22 protein-coding genes and 1 pseudogene are annotated in these 25018 nt (G+C 55.4%); 11 read left to right on the top strand and 12 right to left on the bottom strand.

Annotation, left to right across the window (positions count from 1 at the left end; all coding sequences use genetic code 11):
- The 3 genes from ACMTA2_RS13755 to ACMTA2_RS13745 form a co-directional block, all read right to left on the bottom strand.
- Entirely contained in the window at positions 1-747 is a 747-nt protein-coding gene (locus ACMTA2_RS13755) for an iron-containing redox enzyme family protein (RefSeq protein WP_413795246.1), read from the bottom strand.
- Positions 748-832: 85 nt separating this feature from the next.
- On the bottom strand, positions 833-1627 hold the full coding sequence (locus ACMTA2_RS13750; protein ID WP_413795245.1) for a HalD/BesD family halogenase: 795 nt from the start codon (positions 1625-1627) through the stop codon (positions 833-835).
- A 56-nt stretch (positions 1628-1683) separates the two neighbouring features.
- Positions 1684-2901, bottom strand: coding sequence for a cation:proton antiporter domain-containing protein (locus ACMTA2_RS13745; RefSeq protein ID WP_413795244.1), 1218 nt, complete (start codon positions 2899-2901; stop codon positions 1684-1686).
- A 424-nt stretch (positions 2902-3325) separates the two neighbouring features.
- On the opposite strand from ACMTA2_RS13745, the gene ftrA reads away from it, so the two are divergent.
- Positions 3326-4321, top strand: coding sequence for a transcriptional regulator FtrA (gene ftrA, locus ACMTA2_RS13740; protein ID WP_413795243.1), 996 nt, complete (start codon positions 3326-3328; stop codon positions 4319-4321).
- 387 nt (positions 4322-4708) lie between these two features.
- Positions 4709-4855, top strand: a pseudogene (locus tag ACMTA2_RS13735) (type II toxin-antitoxin system RelE/ParE family toxin); the annotation flags it as partial.
- A gap of 218 nt (positions 4856-5073) precedes the next feature.
- On the opposite strand, the gene ACMTA2_RS13730 reads toward ACMTA2_RS13735, so the two are convergent.
- Together ACMTA2_RS13730 and ACMTA2_RS13725 are read right to left on the bottom strand one after the other, a co-directional pair.
- Positions 5074-6309: an aromatic ring-hydroxylating oxygenase subunit alpha gene (locus tag ACMTA2_RS13730; RefSeq protein WP_413795242.1), complete on the bottom strand. Its 1236-nt coding sequence runs from the start codon at positions 6307-6309 to the stop codon at positions 5074-5076.
- A 266-nt stretch (positions 6310-6575) separates the two neighbouring features.
- On the bottom strand, positions 6576-7544 hold the full coding sequence (locus tag ACMTA2_RS13725) for a LysR family transcriptional regulator (RefSeq protein ID WP_413795241.1): 969 nt from the start codon (positions 7542-7544) through the stop codon (positions 6576-6578).
- Positions 7545-7877: 333 nt separating this feature from the next.
- Here ACMTA2_RS13725 and ACMTA2_RS13720 point away from each other — a divergent pair, with 333 nt between their 5' ends.
- The 9 genes from ACMTA2_RS13720 (at position 7878) to gbdR (ending at position 18852) form a co-directional block, all read left to right on the top strand.
- Positions 7878-9038 (top strand): quaternary amine ABC transporter ATP-binding protein, encoded by a 1161-nt coding sequence (locus ACMTA2_RS13720; RefSeq protein ID WP_413795240.1) that lies wholly within the window; start codon positions 7878-7880, stop codon positions 9036-9038.
- A gap of 97 nt (positions 9039-9135) precedes the next feature.
- Positions 9136-10089 carry a glycine betaine/L-proline ABC transporter permease ProW gene (gene proW / locus ACMTA2_RS13715; protein WP_413795239.1) on the top strand — a complete coding sequence of 318 codons (954 nt, stop codon included), beginning with the start codon at positions 9136-9138 and terminating at the stop codon, positions 10087-10089.
- Between the two features lie 56 nt (positions 10090-10145).
- Positions 10146-11174 carry a glycine betaine/L-proline ABC transporter substrate-binding protein ProX gene (gene proX / locus ACMTA2_RS13710; RefSeq protein ID WP_413795238.1) on the top strand — a complete coding sequence of 343 codons (1029 nt, stop codon included), beginning with the start codon at positions 10146-10148 and terminating at the stop codon, positions 11172-11174.
- A gap of 312 nt (positions 11175-11486) precedes the next feature.
- A complete protein-coding gene (locus ACMTA2_RS13705) occupies positions 11487-12806 on the top strand; it encodes an NAD(P)/FAD-dependent oxidoreductase (RefSeq protein WP_413795237.1) in 1320 nt (439 codons plus the stop codon).
- Positions 12807-12943: 137 nt separating this feature from the next.
- Positions 12944-13846 carry a dihydrodipicolinate synthase family protein gene (locus ACMTA2_RS13700; protein WP_413795236.1) on the top strand — a complete coding sequence of 301 codons (903 nt, stop codon included), beginning with the start codon at positions 12944-12946 and terminating at the stop codon, positions 13844-13846.
- Between the two features lies 1 nt (position 13847).
- Positions 13848-15338: an aldehyde dehydrogenase gene (locus ACMTA2_RS13695; RefSeq protein ID WP_413795235.1), complete on the top strand. Its 1491-nt coding sequence runs from the start codon at positions 13848-13850 to the stop codon at positions 15336-15338.
- A 145-nt stretch (positions 15339-15483) separates the two neighbouring features.
- Positions 15484-16830 carry a dimethylsulfonioproprionate lyase DddP gene (dddP, locus tag ACMTA2_RS13690; protein ID WP_413795234.1) on the top strand — a complete coding sequence of 449 codons (1347 nt, stop codon included), beginning with the start codon at positions 15484-15486 and terminating at the stop codon, positions 16828-16830.
- A 10-nt stretch (positions 16831-16840) separates the two neighbouring features.
- Positions 16841-17797 carry a GlxA family transcriptional regulator gene (locus ACMTA2_RS13685; RefSeq protein ID WP_413795233.1) on the top strand — a complete coding sequence of 319 codons (957 nt, stop codon included), beginning with the start codon at positions 16841-16843 and terminating at the stop codon, positions 17795-17797.
- A gap of 41 nt (positions 17798-17838) precedes the next feature.
- A complete protein-coding gene (gbdR, locus tag ACMTA2_RS13680) occupies positions 17839-18852 on the top strand; it encodes a choline metabolism transcriptional regulator GbdR (RefSeq protein WP_490166888.1) in 1014 nt (337 codons plus the stop codon).
- 32 nt (positions 18853-18884) lie between these two features.
- On the opposite strand, the gene ACMTA2_RS13675 is transcribed toward gbdR, so the two are convergent.
- From ACMTA2_RS13675 to ACMTA2_RS13645, 7 genes are all read right to left on the bottom strand, one after another.
- The gene (locus tag ACMTA2_RS13675; RefSeq protein ID WP_413795232.1) at positions 18885-19880 is read right to left on the bottom strand and encodes an isopenicillin N synthase family dioxygenase; all 996 of its coding nucleotides are present in this window, start codon (positions 19878-19880) and stop codon (positions 18885-18887) included.
- A gap of 278 nt (positions 19881-20158) precedes the next feature.
- A complete protein-coding gene (locus ACMTA2_RS13670) occupies positions 20159-20407 on the bottom strand; it encodes a ribbon-helix-helix protein, CopG family (protein ID WP_413795231.1) in 249 nt (82 codons plus the stop codon).
- Positions 20408-20457: 50 nt separating this feature from the next.
- Positions 20458-21078 (bottom strand): dimethylsulfonioproprionate lyase family protein, encoded by a 621-nt coding sequence (locus ACMTA2_RS13665; RefSeq protein ID WP_413795230.1) that lies wholly within the window; start codon positions 21076-21078, stop codon positions 20458-20460.
- Positions 21079-21118: 40 nt separating this feature from the next.
- Positions 21119-22117 carry an Ldh family oxidoreductase gene (locus ACMTA2_RS13660; protein ID WP_413795229.1) on the bottom strand — a complete coding sequence of 333 codons (999 nt, stop codon included), beginning with the start codon at positions 22115-22117 and terminating at the stop codon, positions 21119-21121.
- An 88-nt stretch (positions 22118-22205) separates the two neighbouring features.
- Positions 22206-23105 carry a glycine betaine ABC transporter substrate-binding protein gene (locus ACMTA2_RS13655; RefSeq protein WP_413795228.1) on the bottom strand — a complete coding sequence of 300 codons (900 nt, stop codon included), beginning with the start codon at positions 23103-23105 and terminating at the stop codon, positions 22206-22208.
- A gap of 202 nt (positions 23106-23307) precedes the next feature.
- Positions 23308-24243: an electron transfer flavoprotein subunit alpha/FixB family protein gene (locus tag ACMTA2_RS13650; protein WP_413795227.1), complete on the bottom strand. Its 936-nt coding sequence runs from the start codon at positions 24241-24243 to the stop codon at positions 23308-23310.
- A complete protein-coding gene (locus ACMTA2_RS13645; protein WP_413795226.1) occupies positions 24243-24992 on the bottom strand; it encodes an electron transfer flavoprotein subunit beta/FixA family protein in 750 nt (249 codons plus the stop codon). Before ACMTA2_RS13645 ends, ACMTA2_RS13650 begins: the two co-directional genes overlap by 1 nt.
- Positions 24993-25018: the final 26 nt, after the last annotated feature.

Raw genomic sequence — 25018 nt, 5'->3', positions numbered from 1 at the left:
TCATTGGAGCGCCTCGACGTTTAGTTTGCGTTCAATGCCGTCCCAGAACACTTCCATCAAGTGCAGGTACTGTTCAATGCCTTCGGCGAACAGGCGACGCTGTTCTTCGGTTTGCAGGTGTTTCTCCATGACGTTGAACACCGCGTTGGAATGGCCGACTTCCACTTCCATGTGCAATGTCCAGAAGAACCGACCGCGCTCGTCCACGCCTTCGTGGATCAGACCGTCGTTGTATTTGGAAACCATCGACGCCGACATCGCTTCATCAGCAAATAGGCCACCGAGGGCTTTCTGCAACGGCGGTGTGCTGTACAGCGCGCAAATACCGTCGTTCAGCGCTTGGGTGCTGGGCAGGCACTTGTAAGCCTGGATCTGCGCTTCATCGATGCCCTTGTCGTGGAGGAATTTGCGATACAGGTCCGAGTGCGAGCGGGTTTCGCCCAGCTCGTCACGGGCGTTGAAGGCAATCGTGCGCAGCACCGCTTCGTCACGGGTAATGGTAGAAATACCACAGACGTAGAACGGCAGGTATTTGAAGTAGTGCAGAGTTTCCAGGTACAACACCTTGCTCTGCTCGGGGCTCAGGCCTTTCTGCGCATAGGCATTAAGGAACGGGTGCTCGGTAGCGCGATGCTTGAGGATGTAGTCAATCTGCTGATCCATGAACAGCTTGAGTTCGAGATCGACTGCAGTATCACGAACCACGTAAGCGGATTCGGACTGGAATGTTTCTTGACTGATGGACATGGCACTTCTCCTTGAAGATACGAATAGCAATGGCAAATGAGGTGTAGGCCGCACGGATGGCTGCTTTCGTTCAGCAACAGCGGTGTCAGGCTTCTGACGTTTCGGCCGTGCGCGCTTCGGTGCCCCAGATCACGTCGATACTTTCGTGGGCGACATCGGTGCGGCGATCATGGGCACTGGCCCAGCAAGTGTTGAGAATGATCCGGGTGGTTTCCTTCTGGATCGGCACCACGTGGTGTAAGGTGGTATCGGATTTCAGGAAGTACACGTCGCCCTTGAGGTGGTGATACGACTTGATGTCGTTGTTAAGGATGTACTGCCAGATCTGCGGGTTCTGCTTGTCCCATTCACTGTGCGGCACGCATTGCAGCACGCCACCGATCGCTGGGTCTTCAGGTGCTTCGATGATCCAGATCATCGTGTAGGGGTAGTCGCCCCAGTGCCAGCCGTGGGTATCGCCCGGGTGGCTGAGCTTGGTGACCAGGTACTGTTCCTGCTCCCAGCAGGACGCCAGATCGTCACCGGCAATATTGCCGAGAAAGTTGCGCAGCGCCTTGGACTGGTACAACGCCGGAATCAAGGTTCCGCCTTCGGCGATTTCCGGTTGATTGACGTTATACATTTTGCGGTAGGTATTACCGGTGGACGGAACGGTTACATCGCGACGCACCGAATACTCATCAAGCAACTCATGCACTTCTCCATGGACGCTTTCCAATATCTTGCGCGGCAGGAAGGTGAAATCCTTGAAGTTGAAATAGCCATCGCGACGAAACTCATTGCGAATCCTCTTCATACGATTTTCATCGGAAAGAATTACTTGAAAGTGCCGTTCAAGCTGTTGCTCAAGTACATCTTCGACCAGACTTTGCTTTTCCATGGTGGCTCCCTTTCCTTTTTTATTAATTGGTACAACTAAGCGGTGAATTTTTCAGTTCAAGACTGATGAACAACGCCGGCAACCGGCCACTGACGGCTTTTCAAACTTAATAAAGGACCGGTCATCAAGGTGGTGACAATGGTCATCACCACCAACGCGGTAAACAGTTCCGCGCCGATGATGCCCAGGTCCAGGCCAATCTTGAGCACCACCAGTTCCATCAAGCCGCGGGTGTTCATCAAGGTGCCGAGGGTCAAGGCCATCGACCACGGGTAGGCCATCAACCGCGCACCGAGGGCGCTGCCGACGACCTTGCCGACTATGGCCACCATCAAAATCACCGCCAGCACCGGCAAGCCCAGGCTGGAGAACGCCGAAGCGCTGGTGCTCAGACCGGTCAGGGCGAAGAAACACGGCATCAGGATGATCAGCGAGACGTGCTCCAGGCGCTCAATGATCATTTCGAGCAGTTGCTGCTCCCGTGGTAGGCACAACCCGAACAGGAACGCCCCGAACACCGCATGCACGCCGAGGGCATGGGTCAGGCTGCCGTAGATCAGCACCCCGGCCACCAGCATGATCAGCACCTTGGGTTGGGCCAGGCGATCTTCTACGGCCAGCCATTTACGCAGCAGCGGTTTGAGCAACAGAAACGACACCACGGCCAGCAACAACAGCCCGATGATTCGCCCGCTGAGCACCAGCCAGCTACTGTCGTGGCCGTTGACCATTGCCACCAGTGCAATCAGCAGCCAGGCGACCACGTCGGTCATGGCCGCCGCCACCAGGGCAATCGTCCCGACCTCACTGTCGAGCATGGCGCGCTCCTTGAGAATCCGCGCCAGCACCGGAAAAGCCGTGACCGAAAACACTGTACCGATAAATAGAATGAAGCCGAGCCGCGACACGCCCGGCAGCGCAAAGCGCTCGAACAGCCAGGGCGCAATCGCCATGCCCAGCGCAAACGGCAGGACGATGCTGAACCCGCCAATCACCAAAGCCTTGACTCCGGTCTTGCTGCCTTTGGCGGGAAAGCGGAATTCAGCGCCAATGACGAAGGTAAACAGCAGCAACCCCAGTTCGCTGAGAACTTTCAACTGACGGATAGCGTCGGCATCAAACAGCTGCTGGTGAAAGCTCGGAAACAATTGCCCGAGGATGACCGGCCCTAGTACGAAACCGGCGATCATTTCACCCACCACCTGAGGTTGACCAAGACGTGCCAGCGCGGCGCCGAGCAACTTGGCGGTCAACATCACGAATAGAATCTGCACAAATAACATAGTCCATTCCCTCACAACGTCCTGGTCAATCCTGATATAGCAATCGGTGTTTAACGAGCGCCCACTCGCTACTGCAGAATTCCTGTAATTTATCAATTAAAGTTATTCTGACAGCCCTGATCCTTAGATCATTTAGTGCTTTAACAACAGGAGTTAAATACTATGGAAACTTTAACCAATTCATATAACAGATCGAGAAAACTCGCACTTGCCGGATGGGCAAGTCAACCTGTTCATTGTATGGACAAGTGGGCAATCCTCTGTCGGCGTATTCGAGTGGCCGCCGACAACGCGACTGTCGCTTGGGTAAAGCGCGGTCGTCTGTACTTTTCGTGATTGCCCGGCAACGATTGTAGGGAACGCAATCGGTCGGCTACAGTGCGACACTCGACAATAAACGGTAAATTTACGCCAAATGCACGATCACCCTGGAACTGTTGCCATCCTGACCTATAAAGGCCTCTGCGTTTTCGAGTTTGGCATCGCGCTGGAGATCTTCGGCCTACCGCGCCCGGAACTCGATGTCCCTTGGTACAAATGCCAGATTGTTGCCGTCGACCCCGGTCCCATGTATGCGCTGGGCGGCATTCAAATTAGTGTCGATGCCGGGCTGGAGCTGCTCGACAGTGCCCAGACCATCATTATTCCGGGCTGGCGCAGTCGCCACGAAACCCCTCCCGAAGCTTTGTTGCAAGCGTTGCGCAATGCCCACGCGCGGGGCGCCCGCTTGTTGTCGATCTGTTCCGGGGTGTTCGTCCTCGCCGCCACCGGTTTGCTCGATGGCAAAACGGTAACGACCCACTGGCAACTCTCCGATGAACTGGCCGAACGCTTTCCGCTGATCAAGGTAGACCCGAACGTGCTGTACGTCGATGCAGGGCAACTGATTACCTCGGCGGGCAGCGCTGCCGGCATTGATGCCTGCCTGCACCTGATCGTCCGCGACTTCGGCACCCACGTCGCCAACTCGGTAGCCCGGCGCCTGGTCATGGCGCCCCAACGCACCGGCGGCCAGTCACAATTCATTGTGACTCCGGTGAGCAAATCACCGCGCAACGAACTGACCCGCGTACTGCAATGGGCCCGCGAACACCTGAACGAACCGTTGAGCGTCTGTGAGATGGCCAGCCAGATGGCCATGAGTGAACGCACCTTCCTCAGGCGCTTTGTCGAAACCACCGGGTTATCGCCCATGGCCTGGCTGCAACAGGAACGCCTGAGCCGCGCCCGGGAATTGCTGGAAAGCACCGACCAGAGCACCACCACCATTGCGCAGGTGTGCGGCTATCGCTCGGTGGAGAGTTTTCGCAAGGCGTTTCGCAACACCGTCGGCCTGCCACCCTCCGCCTACCGTGAACGCTTCGGCGGTGGCGTGACCTGTGAACAGGCGGCCTGGCCGGCGAGTTGCTGACTCATTGCAGTTGCGCCAACCCCACTTAAGTTCGTCGAGGGTGATCGACAGCGGTGGCGCAACACGGTTTCGTGGGCTTCACGGGTCAGCACACGTTCCTGGAGCAAGACTTCGCAGCTGGGCACAAGCGCCCAGGTCTGAGGGTTGTTGCCGGCTTCATCCGTCGGTTGCAAGCTCCGGATTAATGTACTTAGAAAACGTTGATGGTGGTGTTTTCGAATGGAGCTTACTGAAACTAAAAAAGGGGCCGAAGCCTCTTTTTTCAGTTTCTACTCCTGAGGCACTACGCGCTCAAGTCACAGTGTCACACCACCTGCTGAACCTGATCCGCTTCAGTCTCCAGCGCAACTACTGTCGCGACATGGTTGGTGATACCGAAAGGAATGTGCACGCCAGCAGTCCAAACAACTTCATGGCGTGGTCAAAAGTCCGCGACATATCGTCTTCTATCGTGTGGGAGACGGCGACGTGATTGAGATCGTCCGACTCCTCCATGACGTCATGGAGGTGCAGTTGCATCTGCCCAACGATTGACCACAAACTCTAAAGGCTGACGCCTCCTGCACATAAATCTCAGGCAAAAAAAGCCCCCGAATGCGCTACTCACGCAAATCGGGGCTTCTATAGCCGATATGTACCCAGCGCTATTGCCGGGGGTCTGCAATTTCCAGTACGAAATGGCGACCTATGGCGTTCATAGCTACAGAGACATGTCGGTGGCCAGCGGAACCGCTGGCCGTTGTCGCACGAAATCAATCCACCGGTTTGAGTGGTATCTGAGCCGGTAGACGCTTCAGCATGGTTTCACAGTACCAATCATCGAACTGGCATACGCCGTTCTCTGCGATGTCCGAAAAAGGACCGGGTTCGTAAGTCGGAGAGGTAACACCGGCTTGCGTACCCTCGACCAGACGACGGTCTTGATCATTGGTGGCAAGCCAGACTTTTGTCAGCCGATCGATATCGTAGTCAACACCTTCAACCGCAGTACTGGGTACAAGCCATTTGGTCGTCACGAGCGTCTCGCCAGGCCCAATCGGAAGTACGCGGAAGCTCAATGCGTGATCGCCGAGAAAGTGGTTCCAGGTAGACGGATAGTTAAAGTAGAGCAAGGCACCAATGTCCGGCTCGCCGCTTTTATCCAGACGTCCCGTAACAGCGGGCTTGCCATCCATTGTGTAACTCACGGCGCCTGCGGAAAGCGGAATGCGCGTCATTCGAAAACGGCCATTAGGATCCATGACGAGCTTGCTTGGCATACCCGCGGTTTCGCAGCGATGCCAGTGTGCGGTCAGTTCGGGATCATCTTCGCCGCCGACCCCTGCCACCGAAAGGTTCTCGACAAAGGAATTCATCAATTCGGGATGCGTACCATCGCAATGGAAGCACTCGCGATTGTTCTCAAATACGAGCTTCCAGTTTCCCTTTTCCACGAGATTGGACTCGAAAGCAACCTTGCAGTCATCCAAGAAATGGGGGGCAATAAAAGGACTTACAGAGTTCCTGAAACTTTCAAACTCAGGCGCCTCATCAGCGACACATACATAAATGTATGTATGAACAATTTCACAATGAACAGACTTGAGATTGTATTGCGCCCTGTCGAAATCGCCGCCCATATTACCGGCAAACAAAAGACTGCCATCCAGCTCAAAAGTCCATTTATGATAAGGACAGACCAGTTTTGCGACTTTGCCATGGGCATGCTCGCAAACTTTAGAACCACGATGACGACAGGCGTTGTGAAAAGCACGAACCTCGCCACTTTTATCCCTGATGATCAAGACGGGATAGTCACCGATCTGCAACGTCAAGTACTGTCCGGGTTTTTCAATCTCAAAGGTATGCCCGGCAAAAATCCAGTCCTTGTGCCAGATTTGCTCAAGGTCCTGGCGAAAAACCTCGGGTTCAATATACAGTTCACGGGGAAGCGCGTGTCGCGCTTTACGCTTTTGAATCAGGTCGATCACGGATGCTTTGATATTCATTATTATCCTCTACACACCAACCTGACGGTCAATGGCAAGTACGCCCAGAAAATGGTGTCATGGCCACGGATCCTGCGCACTAATTGTCCAACGCAGCCGCTGATTAAGTATTTTCAGCCATGTTTAACACGAAGGGTACGACAGCCTGCCCAGTCGACAAAACTACATTTTCGTCGCTCAACTGATAACTTGGCGTTATGACCACCAATTCGGACAATACTTTTCTTACAATCGCTTCCGACCGAGAAAACTAAAAAAGAAAAAAATCATATGCTCCATCTGGAAAACTTCGAAAGAATCCAGTCCCGTACTCTCCGACAGGCATCCTCATATTCAGTCCTTTCATTGCAGGCCACATAATGAAGACTGTTTCGAAGCGTCACCTGATGCTCCACAGGGCGAACAAGCTGCCCTCTCTCGACCATTGCACCGACAAGCTGGTTCCAGCCCAGTGCAACGCCTTGGTGGGTCAAGACCATACTCATGATCAGGTTGTAGTCATTGGCATGAAAAATAGGCGGACAGTCGGAAGGACGCTCATCAATATCAACGTTCAGAAAAGCCAGCCATACCCCCCAATCCACATGTTCAGCCACCCCCGACCGCCCATAGGGGCTTAGATTGAGTAGTGAAGAATCGCGCACCCCCTCAAGCGAAGTCAGTTCGGGATGCGCATCCAGAAATATCGGGGAGCAAACTGGATAAATAATATCGTGGCATAACTGATAACTTTTGTACCCGTCCCCCACCTTGCGGATCTTTGAGATGATGATATCCGGCTCCACGCCCGGTTCCATATTCACAAAGTTCTGAGTGGTGATCAGGTTGAACTCAATATCCGGGTTAGTCGCACGGAACTCTGGAAGATGCTCTGACAGCCATAATGCAGAGAAGGCGGGTGAGCAACAAACAGTCAGAATATGCTTCTGCGTCGGAGCGGTACGAATTCTTTCAGCTGCCTGTGCGATATTAACGAACGACAGTTGCGCCGCCTCAAAAAAAACCTTCCCTTCGGCGGTTAGTTCTACTGTGCGCCCGGCACGCATGAACAGTTGAGCGCCCAACGAGTCCTCAAGCTCTCGAATCTGCCGGCTGATCGCGGCTTGCGATACGCACAAAGCTTCCGCTGCCCGAGTAAAGCTTTCATATTTAGCAGCGGCGACAAACGCTCTGACAGCCCGAAGGGAAGGCATTCTAAGCAGTAATGTATCGGGGTCAACGTGTCTGCTGAGCATGGTAAGCCCTCATACTCCTATCAATCCGCGAAAGCGGCGGAGCGTAACTCAATAGCCTAGCCCAGGCCATACAAAACGTCGTGATTGCCCCGAGGCGGTCGCTTTAGTGATGGTCGATAACGTTAGGTTATCCATAAAGCCCTGTAAATGTTGTTGGATTTAAGATCCGGATACCCATAGATTTAAAAAAAGCCCGAACACAAGGGCAAACAATAAAAATCAGGTACAGGTCATGCGCATATCCATCTTCTATTACTGCCCGCCTAAATTACCAACGCTCGAGCTCAATTTGATTTCGCGCGCTTGTAGCGTTACACGCAAAGGAGGGACGCAATGACTGATCCAGACGAAATCATTTCCGTTAAGAACGTTTTTAAAATATTTGGCGCACAACCTGATGCGGCGATGAAAATGCTCAGCGCCGGAGCAAGCAAAAAAGATGTCTTTGAAAAGACGGGCCAGGTAATTGGTGTTTTCGACGCCAGCTTTGCCGTTAAGCGCGGTGAAATCTTTGTGATTATGGGGCTTTCAGGTTCTGGAAAGTCCACAATGGTGCGACTGTTCAACCGCCTTATCGAGCCGACCTCAGGCAGCATTTATCTGAACGGTCGAGAAATTACGGGGCTGGATGACAAAGCTCTTCTCGATGTCCGCCGCAAAGAGATGGGCATGGTGTTCCAATCCTTTGCCTTGATGCCCCATATGAGCGTTCTGGAAAACACCGCCTTTGGGCTGGAAATTTCCGGCATCAGTGAAAAGGAACGACATGGCCGCGCAAGGGAAGCCCTCGCCCAGGTCGGTCTTGCAGGGCAGGAGTACAGTTATCCGCATCAACTTTCCGGCGGCATGCAACAACGCGTAGGCCTGGCCCGTGCGCTTGCCAACGACCCGACCATCCTGCTGATGGATGAAGCCTTTTCCGCTTTGGACCCGCTTATCCGTAGCGAGATGCAGGGAGAACTCATTCGCCTGCAGGCTGAGCAAAAGCGGACCATCATCTTCATTTCCCACGACATCGAGGAAGCCGTTCGCATCGGCCACCGCATCGCGATCATGGAGGGGGGGCAAGTCGTACAGATTGGCACACCCCAAGAGTTGATCAGTCAACCAGCCAATGACTATGTACGCGCATTCTTCAAAGGATTCGACAGCTCTCGGATTCTCAAGGCAGGCGACGTGGCCAGACTTGATCCGGAATGGGTTCGTAAAGCAAATGGCCAGGCACCACAGTTTAAGACCGGCCTACCGTTTGGTTATCTGATCGACGAACTTGGAAAACTACTCGGAGTCGTCGATATCGATACGAACGGCACGGGTGGCAGTACGCATTACACCCAGCACAAACATCAACCCGTATTTACCGATACTCCCCTGCATGAAGTACTGGAGATTGCGGCCCATCTGCCCTATCCGGTCCCTGTACTCGACCGTTCGGGCGCGCTCACCGGGACGCTGTCAAAGAGCGAATTACTGCAAACGCTCAGCCGCCACTAATACAGCCGCGCCCCACTAAGCTGGCGCGTCCCTGATGAACTGAAGTATCCGCGGCCTTTATAGCGCCGCTGTGGTGATGATGAAGAGGTAAGCCCTGATGTCCGAGTTCAGTTTTCTCGATCCGTTTCAAGTCGCCACTGTCCCACTGGGTGATTGGGTGGAAAGCATCCTCAATTTTCTGGTGCACAACTTTCGCGATGTGTTCCGCGCCATCCGTTGGCCGATTGACCAAGTACTAAACGGTGTCGAATACATTCTGCTGAGCATTCCACCCAGCATTGGGATCCTCCTGTCTTCTTTGCTGGGCTGGCAACTGGCCGGGAAACGCATGGCGTCACTGTGCTTTGTGACGCTCACGCTGCTGGGCCTTATCGGTGTCTGGTCCGAGTCGATGACCACCTTGGCGCTCGTGCTGACATCGGTATTCTTTTGCGCCCTGCTGGGTGTACCTCTGGGGATTCTCTGCGCCCGAAGTGACAATCTGGAAAAGGTCCTGCGGCCCCTACTCGACGCCATGCAGACGCTGCCGGCGTTCGTTTATCTCGTGCCCGTCGTCATGCTGTTCGGCATCGGCAACGTGCCTGGCATCCTGGTGACCATTGTCTTCGCCCTTCCCCCTCTGGTGCGCCTGACTAACCTGGGCATCCGCCAGGTACCGGAGGACAAAATAGAAGCCGCCCGCGCTTTTGGCTGCACTCCACGGCAGATGCTGACCCGCGTTCAATTGCCACTGGCGACGTCGACCATTATGGCCGGACTCAATCAGACCCTGATGCTGTCCCTGTCGATGGTGGTTATCGCGTCGATGATCTCGGTGGGTGGTCTTGGCCAGATGGTCCTGCGCGGCATCGGCCGCCTGGACATGGGCTTGGCCACAGTCGGCGGGACAGGCTTGGTGCTGCTTGCCATCTTCCTTGACCGATTGACCCAAGCCATGGGCGCACGCACCGGAGCCGACCCAAGCCTGCGCTGGTATCACACCGGTCCCGTAGGCCTTCTGCTACGCCTGTGCGGCGCGAGCCAGCCGGCTGGGCGGAGCAAGACCGCTTAACCCTTCTATTCGATCTGCCGCAGTGAAGATAAAACCCCAAAAAAAGGTACGCGACGATGTCTGAATTCAAGCTTTCCCGCAGCATGCTCAATTGCGCTACAGCCCTCGCCATTGCGGCCATGTCGCTTTGCGCCAACGCTTCGGCGAACCAACCAGGAGACGGTGTAAAGATCACCCCCATCTTCCCTTCTATCGCTGAAGAGCGATTTCGCGGTGAAGTGGCCGTCGAGGGCCTTCGAGAACTGGGGTACAAGGTACAAGAGCCCAAGGAGACGGAGTACAGCGTCATGTTGATGGCCTTGGCTAACGGTGATGCGGACTTTACGGTGCACTTGTGGGACAAGCTGCACGACAAATTCTATCAGCAGGCCGGGGGCGATAAGGTCATGGTCAAGGCGGGCGACATCATGCCCGGCGTACTCCAGGGTTATTTGATCGACAAAAAAACCGCTGACACCTATGGCATCAAGTACATCACTGACCTGAAAAAGCCTGAAATCGCCAAACTGTTCGACACCAACGGCGACGGCAAAGCAGACATGACAGGATGCAACCCTGGATGGGGCTGCGAGCTGGTCATCGCCCATCACATGAAGGCCTATGACCTGGAGAAAGCGATTAACGTGAACCAGGGCTCCTATTTTGCGCTGATGGCCGACACCATCACTCGCTATAAAGAAGGGCAGCCGATTCTGTACTTCACTTGGGTCCCCCAGTGGATCGCCACTGTTTTGGTAGAAGACAAGGATGTGGTCTGGCTGGAAGTACCGAAAACCGACCTGCCTGGTGGCAAGAATGATGTCGACACGATGTACAAGGGCAAGAATCTTGGCTTTGCAGTAGACAAAGTCGAGGCTGTGTTGAACAAAGACTTCGCCCAAAAAAATCCGGCGGCCTTGAAGTTCCTTTCGGTGATGCAAATTACCACGGCTGACGAAAGTGCCCAGAACTTGAAAATGCAAGAAGGCGAGAAAAAGCCTGCTGATATCCGCCGTCACGCCAAAGAGTGGATCGCAGCACATCGGCAGCAATTTGACGAATGGTTGCAAACCGCTCGCGCTGCGGCGACACAAGCTAACAATTGATATGAATACAGCGGTGGGGCAAATCGATGAGGGGCCCCACCCTGCAGATTTGAGCCAAGTTCGGGATGTAAGCCGGCATAGATTCGATAACCCAGGCAACTGCAAAAACACTTCAATGCCGTCTGACCGCATAGTCGCTTGAAACTGTAAAAGCTGAACAGCTACGTCTATTGAACACTCGCTCGCATGAATTGCCAACTTTCGCTGGCGCATACAGTGGTTCAACGGTTGATGGGACGATGACCGCATTCCTCGGCTCTCGGTCGTTTTGCATGACTGGCGTCGGATCGGTTGAATGAACAGGATCTTGAAATGTTGAAAGTATCTTCGTTACCTGCCGATGACCAATCTTGCGGGTGGTACCACTTGAGCAGGGGGCGCCAGATCAAGCCCGCCCATCAAGGCCATAGCAGCGCACGCTGGGTCATCGTCGGCGCCGGCTTCACGGGGCTTGCCGCGGCCCGCCAGCTCGCGGCTCATTTTCCTGACGATACCATCCTGTTGATCGAAGCTCAGGAAGTGGGCTTTGGTACTTCCGGCCGCAATGCCGGGTTCGCTATCGACTTGCCGCATGACATCGCCGCAGAAGATTACATCGGCGATATCGCCACGGCAAAAACAACACTCAAACTTAATCTGAGTGGCCTGAATTATCTAAAAGAGTTGGTTGAACAACACAGTATCGATTGCCAAATGAAACATTGCGGCAAATATCAGGCCGCCGTTGAACCCAGAGGCATCGCCGTTCTGGATGCCTACCGCCGCGGACTCGATAAACTCGATCAGCCCTACCAGATGATCGAGGCAGGTGAACTACCCGAACATATCGGCACGCAGTTCTACCGCAAAGCGTTATTTACCCCTGGGACTTCTTTGCTTCAACCTTCGGCGCTTGTCAAAGGCTTGGCCGACAGCCTCCCCAGTAACGTGACGCTGTACGAAAATACTGCGATCACTCATGTGGAATATGGCACAAAGACCGTGCTCAAGCATGCCGCAGGTTCAATCACCGCGGACAAACTGATCCTGACCAATAATGCTTTCGGTATGAGTTTCGGCTTCCTGAAGGGGCGAATGCTACCGGTGTTCACTTATGCCAGCCTGACACGCCCCATGACCGAACAAGAGCAAACTCGCCTCGGCGGCCGACCTTATTGGGGCGTCATCCCTGCGGATCCATTCGGTACTACGGTACGTCGCACACCGGACAACCGTCTTTTGATCCGTAACAGTTTCAGCTTTAACCCGGACGGCCGCAGCGATTCAAAATACCTGAAACGCTTTGTCGCCAGGCATCGGGCCTCTTTCGAGCAACGGTTTCCCATGTTGCCTGAGATGAAGTTCGAATATACCTGGGGAGGCGCATTGGCGCTTTCACGTAACCATATGGGTCATTTCGGCGAGCTATCGCCCAATGTCTACGGGGCACTGTGCTGCAACGGGTTAGGTGTTACCCGCGGGACAGCTACCGGCAAACTCTTAGCGGATTGGCTGGCTGGGGAACACTCTGAGCTCATTGATTTTGTCTTGAAATCACCGGGTCCATGCCCTAACCCACCCGCTCCACTGGTTTCAGCAGGCGTCAATATAAGTTTGCGATGGGGGCAATACCGAGCCGGTAAAGAAAGTTGACCCGTCCCACACTTTAAGAAGTTGTAGTCCGCTTGCTCGTTCTTCTGCAGGCGGTCTCCATTGGTTGAAAAACTGGCTGCGCTGGCCTACCGAGCGGCGCCGCTTGATAGACAGTGACACTAACTGGAGCGAGATTGATGAAATTTGAAGGCATCTACACACCGGCCGTTACGCCCCTGGCCTCGGACGGCAGTATCGATAAGACAGCCTTTGCCGAAGTACTGGAGTATCTGGTCGATTCCAAAGTGCATGGCGTCATTATTGGCGGCTCAACCGGCGAATATTATGCCCACACTCCTCAGGAGCGTTTCGACTTGGCCGCCCAGGCCAAGGACGTGTTGCGCGGTCGTCTACCGCTGATCGTGGGTACCGGCGCCATTCGCACTGAAGACTCGGTCGCCTACGCCGAAGCGGCGAAGGCCATCAAGGCCGATGCACTGTTGGTTGGCTCGCCACCCTACGCACTGCCGACGCAAAAAGAAATCGCGTTGCATGTCAAGGCGGTGGACCGCGCGGCCTCGCTGCCCATCATGCTTTACAACTATCCAGGCCGCATGAGCGTCAGCATGGGCGAGGAATTCTTTGATGAGGTCAGCGACGTCGCAAACATCGTCGCCATCAAGGAAAGCTCCGGCGACATGGCTCAGTTGCACCGTTTGGCCTGTAAATACCCGCGCATCGCCCTGTCTTGCGGATGGGACGATCAAGCCCTGGAGTTTTTCGCATGGGGCGCCCGCAGTTGGGTGTGTGCCGGCTCCAACTTCATCCCTCGCGAGCATGTCGCTCTGTACGAGGCCTGCGTTGTCGAGAAAAACTTCGACAAAGGCCGCCGCATCATGGCGGCGATGATGCCGCTGATGGACGCTCTGGAAGGCGGAAAGTTTGTCCAGTCCATCAAGTACGGGTGTGAACTGAACGGCTTGAGCACCGGTGGCCTGCGCGCCCCTCTGCACGGCCTGGACCTTGATGAAAAGCAGACGTTGCAAGGCGTCGTCACCGAGCTCAAGCGCAACATCGCACAGATCACTGGAGGTGCCTGAAATGGCTGATTTACTGACCAAGGAACAGTACGCGGCCATCGCCGCCAAATTGGAGTTCCCTACCCAGGCATTCATCAACGGCGAGTTCCGGGATGCACTTTCTGGAAAAACGTTCATCACGACGAACCCTGCCACGGGTGAAAAACTTGCAGAAGTAGCGGCATGCGATACCCGTGACGTCGACGTTGCCGTGGCTGCCGCCAAGCAAGCGTTCGAGGATGGACGCTGGCATAAGCTGTCACCGGGCGCACGCAAGCAAGTGCTGCTGCGCTTCGCCCAATTGCTGGAAGACAATGCCCACGAGCTCGCTGTGCTGGAAAGCCTCGACAGTGGCAAGCCTGTCAGCGAGTGCCAGAACGTCGACGTTCCCGATACCATCCATACCCTGCGCTGGCATGCGGAGTTGATCGACAAGGTGTACGACAGCACCGCGCCGACCGGCCAAGGTGCGGTAACCCTGGTGGTGCGCGAAGCGATCGGTGTCGTCGGCCTGGTCCTGCCTTGGAACTTCCCATTGCTGATGCTGGCCTGGAAGATTGGTCCCTCGCTGGCCGCTGGCTGTTCGATCGTGGTCAAACCGGCCAAGGAAACCACCCTGACCGCGCTGCGTGTTGCCGAGTTGGCACATCAGGCCGGTATTCCACCCGGCGTATTCAATATTACCCCTGGCGGTGGCCGGGAGGCTGGCGAGGCAATCGGTCGGCACATGGATGTGGCGATGGTCAGCTTCACCGGTTCTACCGACACGGGCCGGTTATTTCTCAAGTACGCGTCCGAGTCGAACCTCAAGCGCGTGGTGCTGGAACTGGGGGGTAAAAACCCCGCCGTAGTGATGAATGATTGCGAAGACCTTGATCAGGTTGCCCAGTATGTGACGGCCGGCGCTTTCTGGAACATGGGCGAAAACTGCTCGGCCTCCTCACGGCTGATTGTCCATAAAGACGTCAAGGATGAATTGTTGAAACTGATCGGCAAGCATTTGCGTGATTGGAAAATGGGCGACCCACTGGATCCTGAAAATCGCCTCGGCGCCATGATCAGCAAAACGCATTTCGATAAGGTGCGTTCATATCTGGAGTTCGCCGCCGAGGAGCAACTCAATGTGACGCAAGGTGGCGGCACTGAGTCCGGCGTGTTCGTACAGCCGACGATCATCGACGGAGTCGAACGTGAAAGTCGCCTGTTTATCGAGGAGATCTTCGGGCCGGTGCTGAGTGTCACCAGTTTCAGCACCCTCGACGAAGCCATAGAGCTTGCCAACGACACGGTCTACGGCCTGGCGGCATCCGCCTATACCGGCAGCCTGCGCAATGCCTTGCGCCTGTCGCGGGAGATTCGTGCGGGCGTGGTCACAGTCAACTGTTTCGGTGAAGGGGACGCCTCCACGCCGTTCGGCGGCTACAAGGAATCTGGCTTTGGTGGACGCGACAAATCCGTCTGGGCGCATGACCAGTACACCGAGCTGAAAACCATCTGGATTGATGCTTCGTGAGCTGATCGAACACGCGCTGTATTGACGACGTTCAGCACACCGGTCACCGCTTCACGCAAGCGGTGACCGAGTTATTGAGTGCACTCGGCTTTTTGGTCGCCTGGCCAAGCAGAACCTTTCAACAGATTGAACTCTGGACGCCATCATGACGACTTCACCTTTTTCGATTCCAGCCAATGCTCGGCGCATCGACCCGGCCAGACAACGTGCAACTGCATTAAAAAAAGATGGCTCCGCCAATGACAACGACCGAGTCGAAATAGGCCCCACCCCGCTGGCTTTTGCGGAGTGGGAGCGTTTGGGTCTGGAGCCGCCCCATTTGCCCACCCTTCGCACATACCGATTGCAACGATTGGTGGATCAGTTGGTAGCCCGTGACCTGGGCGGTATTCTGTTATTCGATCCACTGAATATCCGCTACGCAACTGATACCACCAATATGCAGTTATGGACGACCCATAACCCCGCACGGGCATGCTTCATCGCCGCCAGTGGGCATGTTGTCCTGTGGGATTTCCATGGCTGCGATCATCTGTCCGCCCACTTGCCGCTGGTAACGGAATTGCGCAGCGGCGCGTCTTTTTTCTTTTTCGAGACCGGTGAGCACACCGATCGACACGCCAGACATTTCGCCGCGCAAATCGACGAGTTGCTGCGCCAACACGCCGGCGTCAACCGTCGGCTTGCGGTGGATCGAATCGAAGTCGCCGGCTTGCGCGCCTTAGATGCATTGGCGATCGACATTTGCAGCGGCCAGGAAGTGACCGAATTTTCCCGCATGATCAAGGGCCCTGATGAAATCAAGGCGATGCGCTGTGCGGTGGCCGCGTGCGAAGCCTCAGTGGCCGAAATGCACCAGGCCATGCGTGCCGGCGTGACTGAAAATGATGTCTGGGCAGCCCTGCATGCCGGCAATATCCGCCGCGGTGGCGAGTGGATAGAGACTCGAATCCTCAGTTCCGGCCCTCGCACCAACCCCTGGTTCCAGGAGTCCGGGCCACGGGTGTTGAGCGACGGCGACTTGTTGTCGTTCGACACGGATCTGATCGGCACCTACGGCATGTGTGTGGACATGTCCCGCAGCTGGATTTGCGGAGGGCTGGAGCCTACGGCCGAACAGAAACGCCTGTATCGAATTGCCCACGACCATATCACCCACAACATCGAGCTGGTCAAGCCAGGCGTGCGCTTCACGGAACTGACCATCAAGTCGCATCGGCTGCCCGAACCCTGCCGCGCCCAGCGGTACGGCGTGCTGTTCCATGGTGTCGGCCTGTGCGACGAGTACCCCAGTATCCGCTATCCGGAAGACCTGGAATCTTACGGATACGAGGGCGAGCTGCAGCCAGGCATGGCCCTCTGCGTCGAAGCGTACGTGGGTGAAGTGGGTGGCCGCGATGGCATCAAGTTGGAGAACCAGCTGTTGGTCACCGAAACCGGCTATGAATTGCTGACGCACTACCCATTCGACGACAGTTTTCTGCAAGCATGAAACTTGATCGATGAATCAGTTAACCGAGTGTCATCAACCATCAAGCATCGGCTTTCTCTTGCTTGAGAACTTCTCGCTGACATGTTTTACGCAATGTCTGGACGTGCTGGTGACGGCCAACCTGATTCGGCCAGGCTCGGTAAAATTCCATACATTCAGTTGCAACGACTCCGAAGTCACGAGCGACCTGGCCATTCCAATCAGGCCGGATACCCCTCTCACCGATCTTAGAATCGCTTCCCTGGATCTGATGATTGTCTGCGGTGGGTTGCGAACGCCAAGAGCCGTGCCTGGCGGGCTGGTGAAACTCTTGAACAAACTCGCCAGCATGCCCATCGCGCTCGGTGGGTTGTGGAATGGCGCCTGGTATCTGGGTAAAGCCGGGTTACTGGATGGCTACCGCTGTGCCATTCACGCAGAACAACGGATCGCCTTATCCGAATGTTCGCCCAACACAACTGTAACTCAGGACGCCATGACATTTGATCGAGACCGGCTCACGGCGGCTGGCCCCGCAGGCGCATTTCAAATGATGATGAAGTGGCTTTATACAACACTTAATCAGGATGTCGTGAACGCAGTTTTCGAGCTGCTGGATCATGACCAATCCAGGTTTCGTACATCAGTGCCGGTTCAAGATGGCAAGGTCAGCGCCGCGCTACGAGAAATAATCACATTGATGGAATGTAACTTGGAGGAGCCGTTAAGCCAGGATCAACTCGCCGAGTGTGTTCAGCTATCAAGACGTCAAGTGCAACGTCTCTTCCAGGAACAATTGGGAGTTGCTCCACAACGTTACTACTTGGCATTACGCCTTAAAGGCGCCCAGCGCCTGATACGGAACTCAAGCCTAACGATCATCGATGTTTCAATCGCCTGCGGCTTTGCCTCAACCCCCCATTTCAGTAAATGCTACAGCTCTTTTTTTGGTTATCCACCGTCGAGGGAAAGTCGCCACGAACTATGAGAGCTACACGGGTACGTAACATCCAAAAGGAGCGTCACACAGTGTTCACTTCGCCCCCCCCTGCCCCACATTACGTCGGATTCCTGCTGTTGGATGGCTTCACATTCATTTCCCTCGCATCAGCGATAGAACCCTTGCGCATGGCCAACCAGCTCTCAGGTAAAGAGTTGTACCGATGGTGCACCCTGGGCAAGGAAGCAAAACCTGTGTGTGCCAGTGCCGGCTTGCAAATAACACCCGACACCAGCATGCAAGAAACCCCTGCGTTATCTACCGTGATCGTGTGCGGCGGAATGGATATCCAGGACAGCGTCAGCCATGAGCATGTACTTTGGCTGCAGAGCCAGGCCCGCCAGGGTCGCAAGCTGGGGGCCGTCTGCACAGGGACTTGGGCGCTGGGCAAAGCCGGGCTGTTGGAAGGACACCGATGTAGCGTTCATTGGCACTGCCTGGAGCTGATGCGCGAAGCGTTTCCAGTGGCAGATATAACGCCACACCTATTCTCCATCGATAGAAACCACTTGACCTCTTCGGGTGGCACGGCACCGATGGACATGATGTTGCACATCATCAGAAGCGAACACGGCCGTGAATTGGCGGCGGCTATTTCCGACATGTTCATGTATGAACGAATGCGGGATGATCAGGATGAGCAGCGCATACCGCTCAGGCATACACTGGGCGCCAATCAGCCCAAACTGCAAGCGGCCATCCTGTTGATGGAGGAGAATCTGGACGCGCCACTCGATCTCAAGGTGCTGGCGTTCAAGGTCGGGATTTCACGGCGCCAGCTGGAGCGATTGTTTCATAGGTACCTGGACACTTCTCCATCGCGCTATTACCTCAAGCTGCGTTTAGTCCGGGCACAACAGTTGTTGAAACAGTCCTCATCGCCCGTCCTGAAAATAGGGGAGCTGTGCGGCTTTGGTTCAGCAGCCCATTTCACAAGAAGCTATCGTGGGTATTTCGGCGTAACCCCACGTGATGAACGCACTTCGTCGAATACCCATGGGACAACCTCAACGCGCTCACAGGCAGCCACCGCCTCTACGTAGACGGTGGCCGGGTTTGATGGGCTCAACAACACCTAGCGGTTGGCGCCTTCGATGGGCTGCAGATGGGCGTAGCTGGCGACAAAGCGATTGTATTTGTGTTGACCGCAGGTGTAAGGCGCGTATTTGACCGGGTTATCGGCGCTGATGCACGTGGCGACGGTTTCGACCGGCGCGTCGAAGTCCAAGTCAATGAAAAATGGAATGGAATACCGTTCGACACCGCTGGTATTGATGACGCGGTGCATGGTCGACGTGTAGCGATCATTCGTCAGGGTTTGAACCAGATCACCGATGTTGACAATGAACGTATCCTCCACCGGCGGAGCGCTTACCCATTCCCCAGCACGATTGCGTACTTGCAAGCCGCCGACCTTGTCCTGGAAAAGAATCGTCAGAAAACCATAGTCCGTGTGCGCTCCGATCCCGATTTCCTTTTGTGAAATCTCGCCACTCTGCGAGGGGTAGTGCAACAACCGCTGAATGGTGATCGGTTTGCGTTGCAGTTTTTCAAAGTAGTCCGCGGGCAGATCCAGGCTCAAGGCAATGGCGCTGATGAGCTTACGCGCCAGGTCAAGCATTGCGCGATGGTAGGCCTCACAGACATCCGAAAATTGCGCAGGCTCAGATGGCATCAGGTTCGCCCCGAAGAACGGGGACACCTGATCATCGTGGGCGCCGTAGTCGAAGCATTCCTTGAAATCGCGGGTGTTTTCCGGATCGACGTTCTCCGCGTACATAGGAATGTAGCCGCGAAGTGTGGGACCTGAGTGAACCACGTTTAGCTCATTCTTCTTATCAAAAGGCATGGCAAAGAATTTTTTTGTCTGAGCGTACATCGCGTCTATCAAGGTGCGAGAAACGCCATGATTCTTGATATAGAAAAAACCGACTTTCTCACAAGTCTCCCCGATCTGGCGCGAGACTTTTTGTGGATCGCTACCATCCAGCAACGGCGCGATATCAATAAAAGGGATTTCTTCGAATGTAGTCTGTTTGCTTGCAAGCCGGGCATCGATCAGCTGCATCATCGGTAATCCTCAACAAAAGCGCCGCGTTTTAGTTATTCTGAAGAAAGTTCTAGGGCATGGAATCAACGCCACTCATCTTGATCCCTTATGCTGCAGATATTGTTCAGGACTGAACGGACACCAACAAACCATTTTTCATTCAATACTCATGAGAAAAAATCAATCATGAAAACTGAATCAAGCCTATAACTTATGATGTTATATGCATGTCACTTCACGGTTTGTTTAAGCCAGGTTTCGTCAATGATTCTTAGACTTGGCAGGTTCAGGACACGCCATCAGGTTAACTCATCAGTACTGCTATCTTTGCGAAGCCGTCGCGCAATGCTGTGGCGCCTCGTATCTTTTTCCAAAAATTCGACCGTTATGAACGCCTCGATCCCCGCTCCAGCTTCAACTTGTTCAATAAAACTCAGAATCGCCTTTCTCATGAACCAATGGGAGGTGCGATCCAGCTTAGCCGATGCGGACTTCAGCCTGGCCCGCGTTTCTTCGTCCAACTTGATGCCCTGCGTGGTCACTGCCATATTTTCTTCCCTCAATCATTACCGAGTTTGTTCACACTCATAACGAGGCATTAATGCATCAGGCCCCACAGGGCCAGAAGCGGAACATTCGTCGATTTCATGGCATGGATACAGGAAGGAAAGTTGAACACGACGCCCCCCACCCCGGGAGTCCACCACCCCACATCCTCCCGATACCAGTCGCCCGGCGACAGAACGAGATAGAACTCAGCAGGCGGGTGCTGATGATAGGGATAACAGGTCTGCGGCATCATGAGTGCCAACCCCAAGGTCAAGGTGGAACATTCCAATAATCCTCCCGGGCCTGCGATTATCCCGTGACGATGTCGCTCCACGAAAGCGCTATCCTGGTCGGTCTGGGCCTGGCGGTTTATCCAAGTGACATGGGGCAAGAGCGTGCCTAACGCGTCCCGTATCGATATCAGGTCATCATCGGTCCTGGGCATCGCCCGAAGTGCCTCGGATAAGTGAAGTGCCAGAAAATCTGGCAGCGCATTTGAAGTTTTCGCAGATTTGCTGATCGTCCATTTAGCCGCATTCAGAGACGCGACATGCACTTGCGCCTCATCACGAACGCTGCACGACAGGACGTTTTGAAGCGAACGCTTCAGCACGTCGCCGCTGCGGGCAATGTCCTGATCCCACGCCACCTCTTCAGTGCTGCTCATCATCGTTTTCGACCTCATTTCTCAAGCGATGTATCGAACGGGCTTACAAACGGCTCAACTGTTCCAGCAAATCAACGGGAACATGAATCCCATCATTCTGTGCGTTGACCATTGAGTGTTGCCGGTCCCATCCCGGCCTGTGAACGCCCATTTGCGTCAAACGAGTCATTTGACTGGCAAGCCGCTGCTCGAATCCCTCTGAAAAAAACGTCGGCGCCAGAAGCAGTATCAACAGGCCACAACCCGGCGACTGGGCCCCCTGGTTGAACGCCGGCGCATCCAGCGACCAGTTGGCGCCCGTGAGCCCCGCTGCCAGTACTTCGACCATGAGCATCAGGTTGGCCCCGCGATGACCACCAAAAGGCAGTAGCGCACCACTCAGCGCCGCCAGAGCATCACGTGTTCCGTTGCCATACTGGTCCACCGCCCACCCCTCGGGAATACCGCTGCCTGTCGCGGCGGCATGGGCGATATTCACGAATGCCGCAGCACTGCACGCCTGGTCGAACAACAGCGGGATGCCGTCGGCCGAGGGTGCGGCAAATGAGATTGGATTGGTCGAGTAGGTCTTGCCCTTGGCGCCAGGAACGGCAACCAGGGCCGGCCCGTTCGCGACCGCCAAGGCGATCAGCCCGGCCTGGGCAAACCGCAGCGTGTAGTCACCCAGTTCACCGCTGGTGAAACTATTGCACTGGCTCAACGTGGCCATGCCATTGGCACGCGCGGCATGACACAGCGAATCGAAGCATCGATCGACGCCAAGCTGGGCAATGCCGCCTTGGGCATCAGATTTGAAGATCATCGCGCCGACGCGGGAGATGCGTGGCTCGACAAGTGGATTAATACGCCCGGAGGAAAAGCCCGGCAAATAATCGGCGAGATGCCGAAACCCCACGGCCTGGTTACCACGCGCTTGCGCCGCAACGGTGGCGTGGGCCAATGAGTTGGCAACCGCTGGAGAGCAGCCCTTCGATTCGCAGAGATGCTTCACCCAGCCAATCGCTTCATCAAGGGTAAAGCGACGATAGACTGTGGTTTTCAAGGGTATCGCCTGAAAGTCCGTTCGACGAATCCGGTGCCCTTCGCGAAAGGCACCGGATTGCAACACAACTATTGGATAGCAACAGCCCTTACTGGGACGGTGTTGCGGAGGCGGTCTGGCTGCCGAACATCGCCTCGAAGCGGGGCTTGTTGGCGGCGTAGTATTCTGCAACGACCTTGTCTGCCGAGCTGTCGCGGGCGGTCGCCATCAGTTTCTCGAGGTCGGCCTTGGGAATCTTGAAGTTGGCGAAGAAGCGAGCGACATCGGGATGTTCGGCGCTGAAGCCTTTGCGTGCAACCGCGTGAATTTGCTCGGCGCCACCGAAAATCTGCTTCGGATCGTCCAGGTAGCGCAGCGGCCACTTGGCGAACATCCAGTGTGGACTCCAGGCGTTGATCAATGCCCATTTGTCACGCTTGAGGTTGCGATCCAGTTCGCTCAACATGCCAGACTCCGAAGAAGCGACCATCTTGTAGCCATCGAGTTTGTATTCCTTGATGGCCTTTTCCGTCAGTTTGTACTGACCATTGCCCACTTCCGACGTCAGGATCTTGCCGCCGAGTTTTTCCCGCACTTCAGGCTTGTTGAGATCCTCGACACTGGCAATCTCGCTGGTGGGAATGGACGTCGGCACGGCCATGCCGATCCGACCTTCATACAGCACGCCAAGGTCTTCGAGCTTATCCTGGTACTTGTCGTAGAACGCCTTGTGGGTGCTTGGCAGCCAAACCATCGGGATCAGGTCGATATTGCCGTTAGCCAGGGCCTGGAACTGAATGCCAATATCGGCGAGCACTAACTTGACCGGTTGTTTCAAGTGGTCGCGCAATGCGGTGTCTGCCAACTTTACAGCGATTTCCGTATCCGACCAATTCACCCATCCGATGCGGATGGGCGCGGGCTCCTCAGCGTGGGCCATCAGGCTGCCGGCAATCAACGCCAGGCCTGTAAACCAGCCGATACAAGTTTTACTGGATAACGTCATCATGGTGCATCTCCGCGTGCTGTATTAATAGTTATTGGCAGGACAGAAGAAGAATTAACGCGCCCCCATAAGAGCAGAGTGCCATTATGCTCCTCAAGGGATTTAAAGTTATGCTCGAATAAGTTTTAGTTATGCGAAAAGCCTTCATGTTTCGCGGTCGTTCTGCCCTCCTCCACCCTTCGGCGGAACTTGCCAATGTAAGCATTCACAGTGCTTTTTCGAGTGCCGGTAAAGCCTCGAACACATCCGCCACCAACATGTAGTCCGCCACTTGGGCAATCGGCGCTTCAGCGTCCTGGTTGATCGCGACGATGACCTTTGAACCACTCATGCCTGCCAGATGCTGAATGGCACCACTAATACCCGCCGCGATGTAAAGCTCCGGCGCGACGATCTTGCCTGTCTGCCCGACCTGCAAATCGTTGGGGGCAAAACCCGAATCCACTGCGGCACGCGATGCACCTACGGCACCGCCAAGCTTGTCTGCCACTCGTTCGATCAAGGCGAAATTTTCTTTGCTCTGCATCCCGCGACCGCCGGACACTACGACACGGGCGCTCGACAGATCAGGCCTTTCGCTGGCCGTCAGTTGCTCGCTCACGAAGCGCACGTTGCTCGCGCTTTGCCCGCCCTCCACCGCCACCACTTCGCAGCGATGCTCCTGGGACAAGGCTTGGGCGAACGCCGAGGCGCGGACCGTGAGCAACTTGATCGGATCAAGGGACTGCACGGTAGCGATGGCATTGCCGGCGTAAATGGGCCGCTGGAAAGTGTCCGCCGAAACGATTTGGGTGACGTCGGACAGCATGCCGACGTCCAGGCTCGCCGCGACCCGTGGCAGCACGTTGCGGCCCATACTGCTGGCGTCGGCAACGACATGCGTATACCCCTCGGCCACCAGTGAAGTGACCAGCGGCTGAATATTCTCAGCCAAGGCATTTTCGAACATTATCCCTTGCGCCAGGAGCACCCGATCCAGACCCTGGGTCAGCGCCGCCTGTTGCGCCACTGCCGAGGCGGTCGTCCCACCCATCACCAGTAGATCCATCTTGGCACCCAGGGCCATGGCGGCCGTCACGGCACTCCACGTACCTGCCGTCAGTTGACCGGCGCTGTGTTCGGCGATCACCAATGTACGCATCAAATCACCCCCGCAACGTTCTTCAATTTATCCACCAGCTCGGCCACCGAACCAACGGTTATCCCCGCTTTGCGCACCGCGGGCGGGACAACCCCTAATAATCGAGCGTGTTCCTTCACGCTCGCGCCCAAGGTGTCAGCGGCAATGATCTCAAGCGGTTTTTTCTTGGCTTTCATGATGTTGGGCAACGAGGCGTAGCGCGGTTGGTTCAGCCGCAAATCGCAGGTCACCACGGCTGGCATGGCGAGGGCGAGCACCTGGCTGCCGCCGTCGACCTCTCGCTCGATAACCCATTGCCCGTCGACGTGATTGACTGCTGAGGCGTAGGTGGCCTGACCGCTGCCAATCAGATGCGCGACCATTTGCCCAACCTGGTTGTTTTCCTGGTCGATCGCCTGTTTGCCGAACAGGATCAATTGGGGCTTTTCCTGATCGACCACCTTGCTCAGGTACTTGGCGACGTTGAGCGGTTCAAGCCTTGCATTCGTCTCCACCAGCAGCGCCCGGTCCGCCCCGAGTGCCAATGCCGTGCGCAGTTGTTCCTGGGCGGCCGACGTGCCCACGGAGACGACCACCACTTCGGATGCCAACCCCTTCTCCTTGAGGCGAATCGCCTCCTCCACCGCGATCTCGCAGAACGGATTCAAGGCCATCTTCACGCCACCGAGCTCGACGTCTGAACCGTCGGCTTTCACCCGGACTTTCACATTCGGGTCGATGGCGCGCTTTACCGCAACGAGCACTTTCATAGTTCTTCGCACTGCCCCCTTGCACT

Origin of the sequence: Pseudomonas medicaginis (assembly GCF_965119365.1) — a bacterium.
In the GTDB taxonomy this organism is placed as follows: domain Bacteria; phylum Pseudomonadota; class Gammaproteobacteria; order Pseudomonadales; family Pseudomonadaceae; genus Aquipseudomonas.
This window is presented reverse-complemented; position numbering and strand designations above follow the sequence as displayed.

What these genes read in the sequence shown, in the direction of transcription:
- ACMTA2_RS13730 (WP_413795242.1), bottom strand. Translation starts at nt 6,309, where the DNA reads ATGAATATCAAAGCATCCGTGATCGACCTGATTCAAAAGCGTAAAGCG.
- ACMTA2_RS13725 (WP_413795241.1), bottom strand. Translation starts at nt 7,544, where the DNA reads ATGCTCAGCAGACACGTTGACCCCGATACATTACTGCTTAGAATGCCT.
- ACMTA2_RS13670 (WP_413795231.1), bottom strand. Translation starts at nt 20,407, where the DNA reads ATGGCAGTGACCACGCAGGGCATCAAGTTGGACGAAGAAACGCGGGCC.
- dddP (WP_413795234.1), top strand. Translation starts at nt 15,484, where the DNA reads ATGACGACTTCACCTTTTTCGATTCCAGCCAATGCTCGGCGCATCGAC.
- ACMTA2_RS13705 (WP_413795237.1), top strand. Translation starts at nt 11,487, where the DNA reads ATGTTGAAAGTATCTTCGTTACCTGCCGATGACCAATCTTGCGGGTGG.
- ACMTA2_RS13665 (WP_413795230.1), bottom strand. Translation starts at nt 21,078, where the DNA reads ATGATGAGCAGCACTGAAGAGGTGGCGTGGGATCAGGACATTGCCCGC.
- ACMTA2_RS13685 (WP_413795233.1), top strand. Translation starts at nt 16,841, where the DNA reads ATGAATCAGTTAACCGAGTGTCATCAACCATCAAGCATCGGCTTTCTC.
- ACMTA2_RS13645 (WP_413795226.1), bottom strand. Translation starts at nt 24,992, where the DNA reads ATGAAAGTGCTCGTTGCGGTAAAGCGCGCCATCGACCCGAATGTGAAA.
- proW (WP_413795239.1), top strand. Translation starts at nt 9,136, where the DNA reads ATGTCCGAGTTCAGTTTTCTCGATCCGTTTCAAGTCGCCACTGTCCCA.
- ACMTA2_RS13755 (WP_413795246.1), bottom strand. Translation starts at nt 747, where the DNA reads ATGTCCATCAGTCAAGAAACATTCCAGTCCGAATCCGCTTACGTGGTT.
- ACMTA2_RS13700 (WP_413795236.1), top strand. Translation starts at nt 12,944, where the DNA reads ATGAAATTTGAAGGCATCTACACACCGGCCGTTACGCCCCTGGCCTCG.
- ftrA (WP_413795243.1), top strand. Translation starts at nt 3,326, where the DNA reads ATGCACGATCACCCTGGAACTGTTGCCATCCTGACCTATAAAGGCCTC.
- ACMTA2_RS13655 (WP_413795228.1), bottom strand. Translation starts at nt 23,105, where the DNA reads ATGATGACGTTATCCAGTAAAACTTGTATCGGCTGGTTTACAGGCCTG.
- proX (WP_413795238.1), top strand. Translation starts at nt 10,146, where the DNA reads ATGTCTGAATTCAAGCTTTCCCGCAGCATGCTCAATTGCGCTACAGCC.
- ACMTA2_RS13720 (WP_413795240.1), top strand. Translation starts at nt 7,878, where the DNA reads ATGACTGATCCAGACGAAATCATTTCCGTTAAGAACGTTTTTAAAATA.
- ACMTA2_RS13675 (WP_413795232.1), bottom strand. Translation starts at nt 19,880, where the DNA reads ATGATGCAGCTGATCGATGCCCGGCTTGCAAGCAAACAGACTACATTC.
- ACMTA2_RS13695 (WP_413795235.1), top strand. Translation starts at nt 13,848, where the DNA reads ATGGCTGATTTACTGACCAAGGAACAGTACGCGGCCATCGCCGCCAAA.
- ACMTA2_RS13650 (WP_413795227.1), bottom strand. Translation starts at nt 24,243, where the DNA reads ATGCGTACATTGGTGATCGCCGAACACAGCGCCGGTCAACTGACGGCA.
- ACMTA2_RS13750 (WP_413795245.1), bottom strand. Translation starts at nt 1,627, where the DNA reads ATGGAAAAGCAAAGTCTGGTCGAAGATGTACTTGAGCAACAGCTTGAA.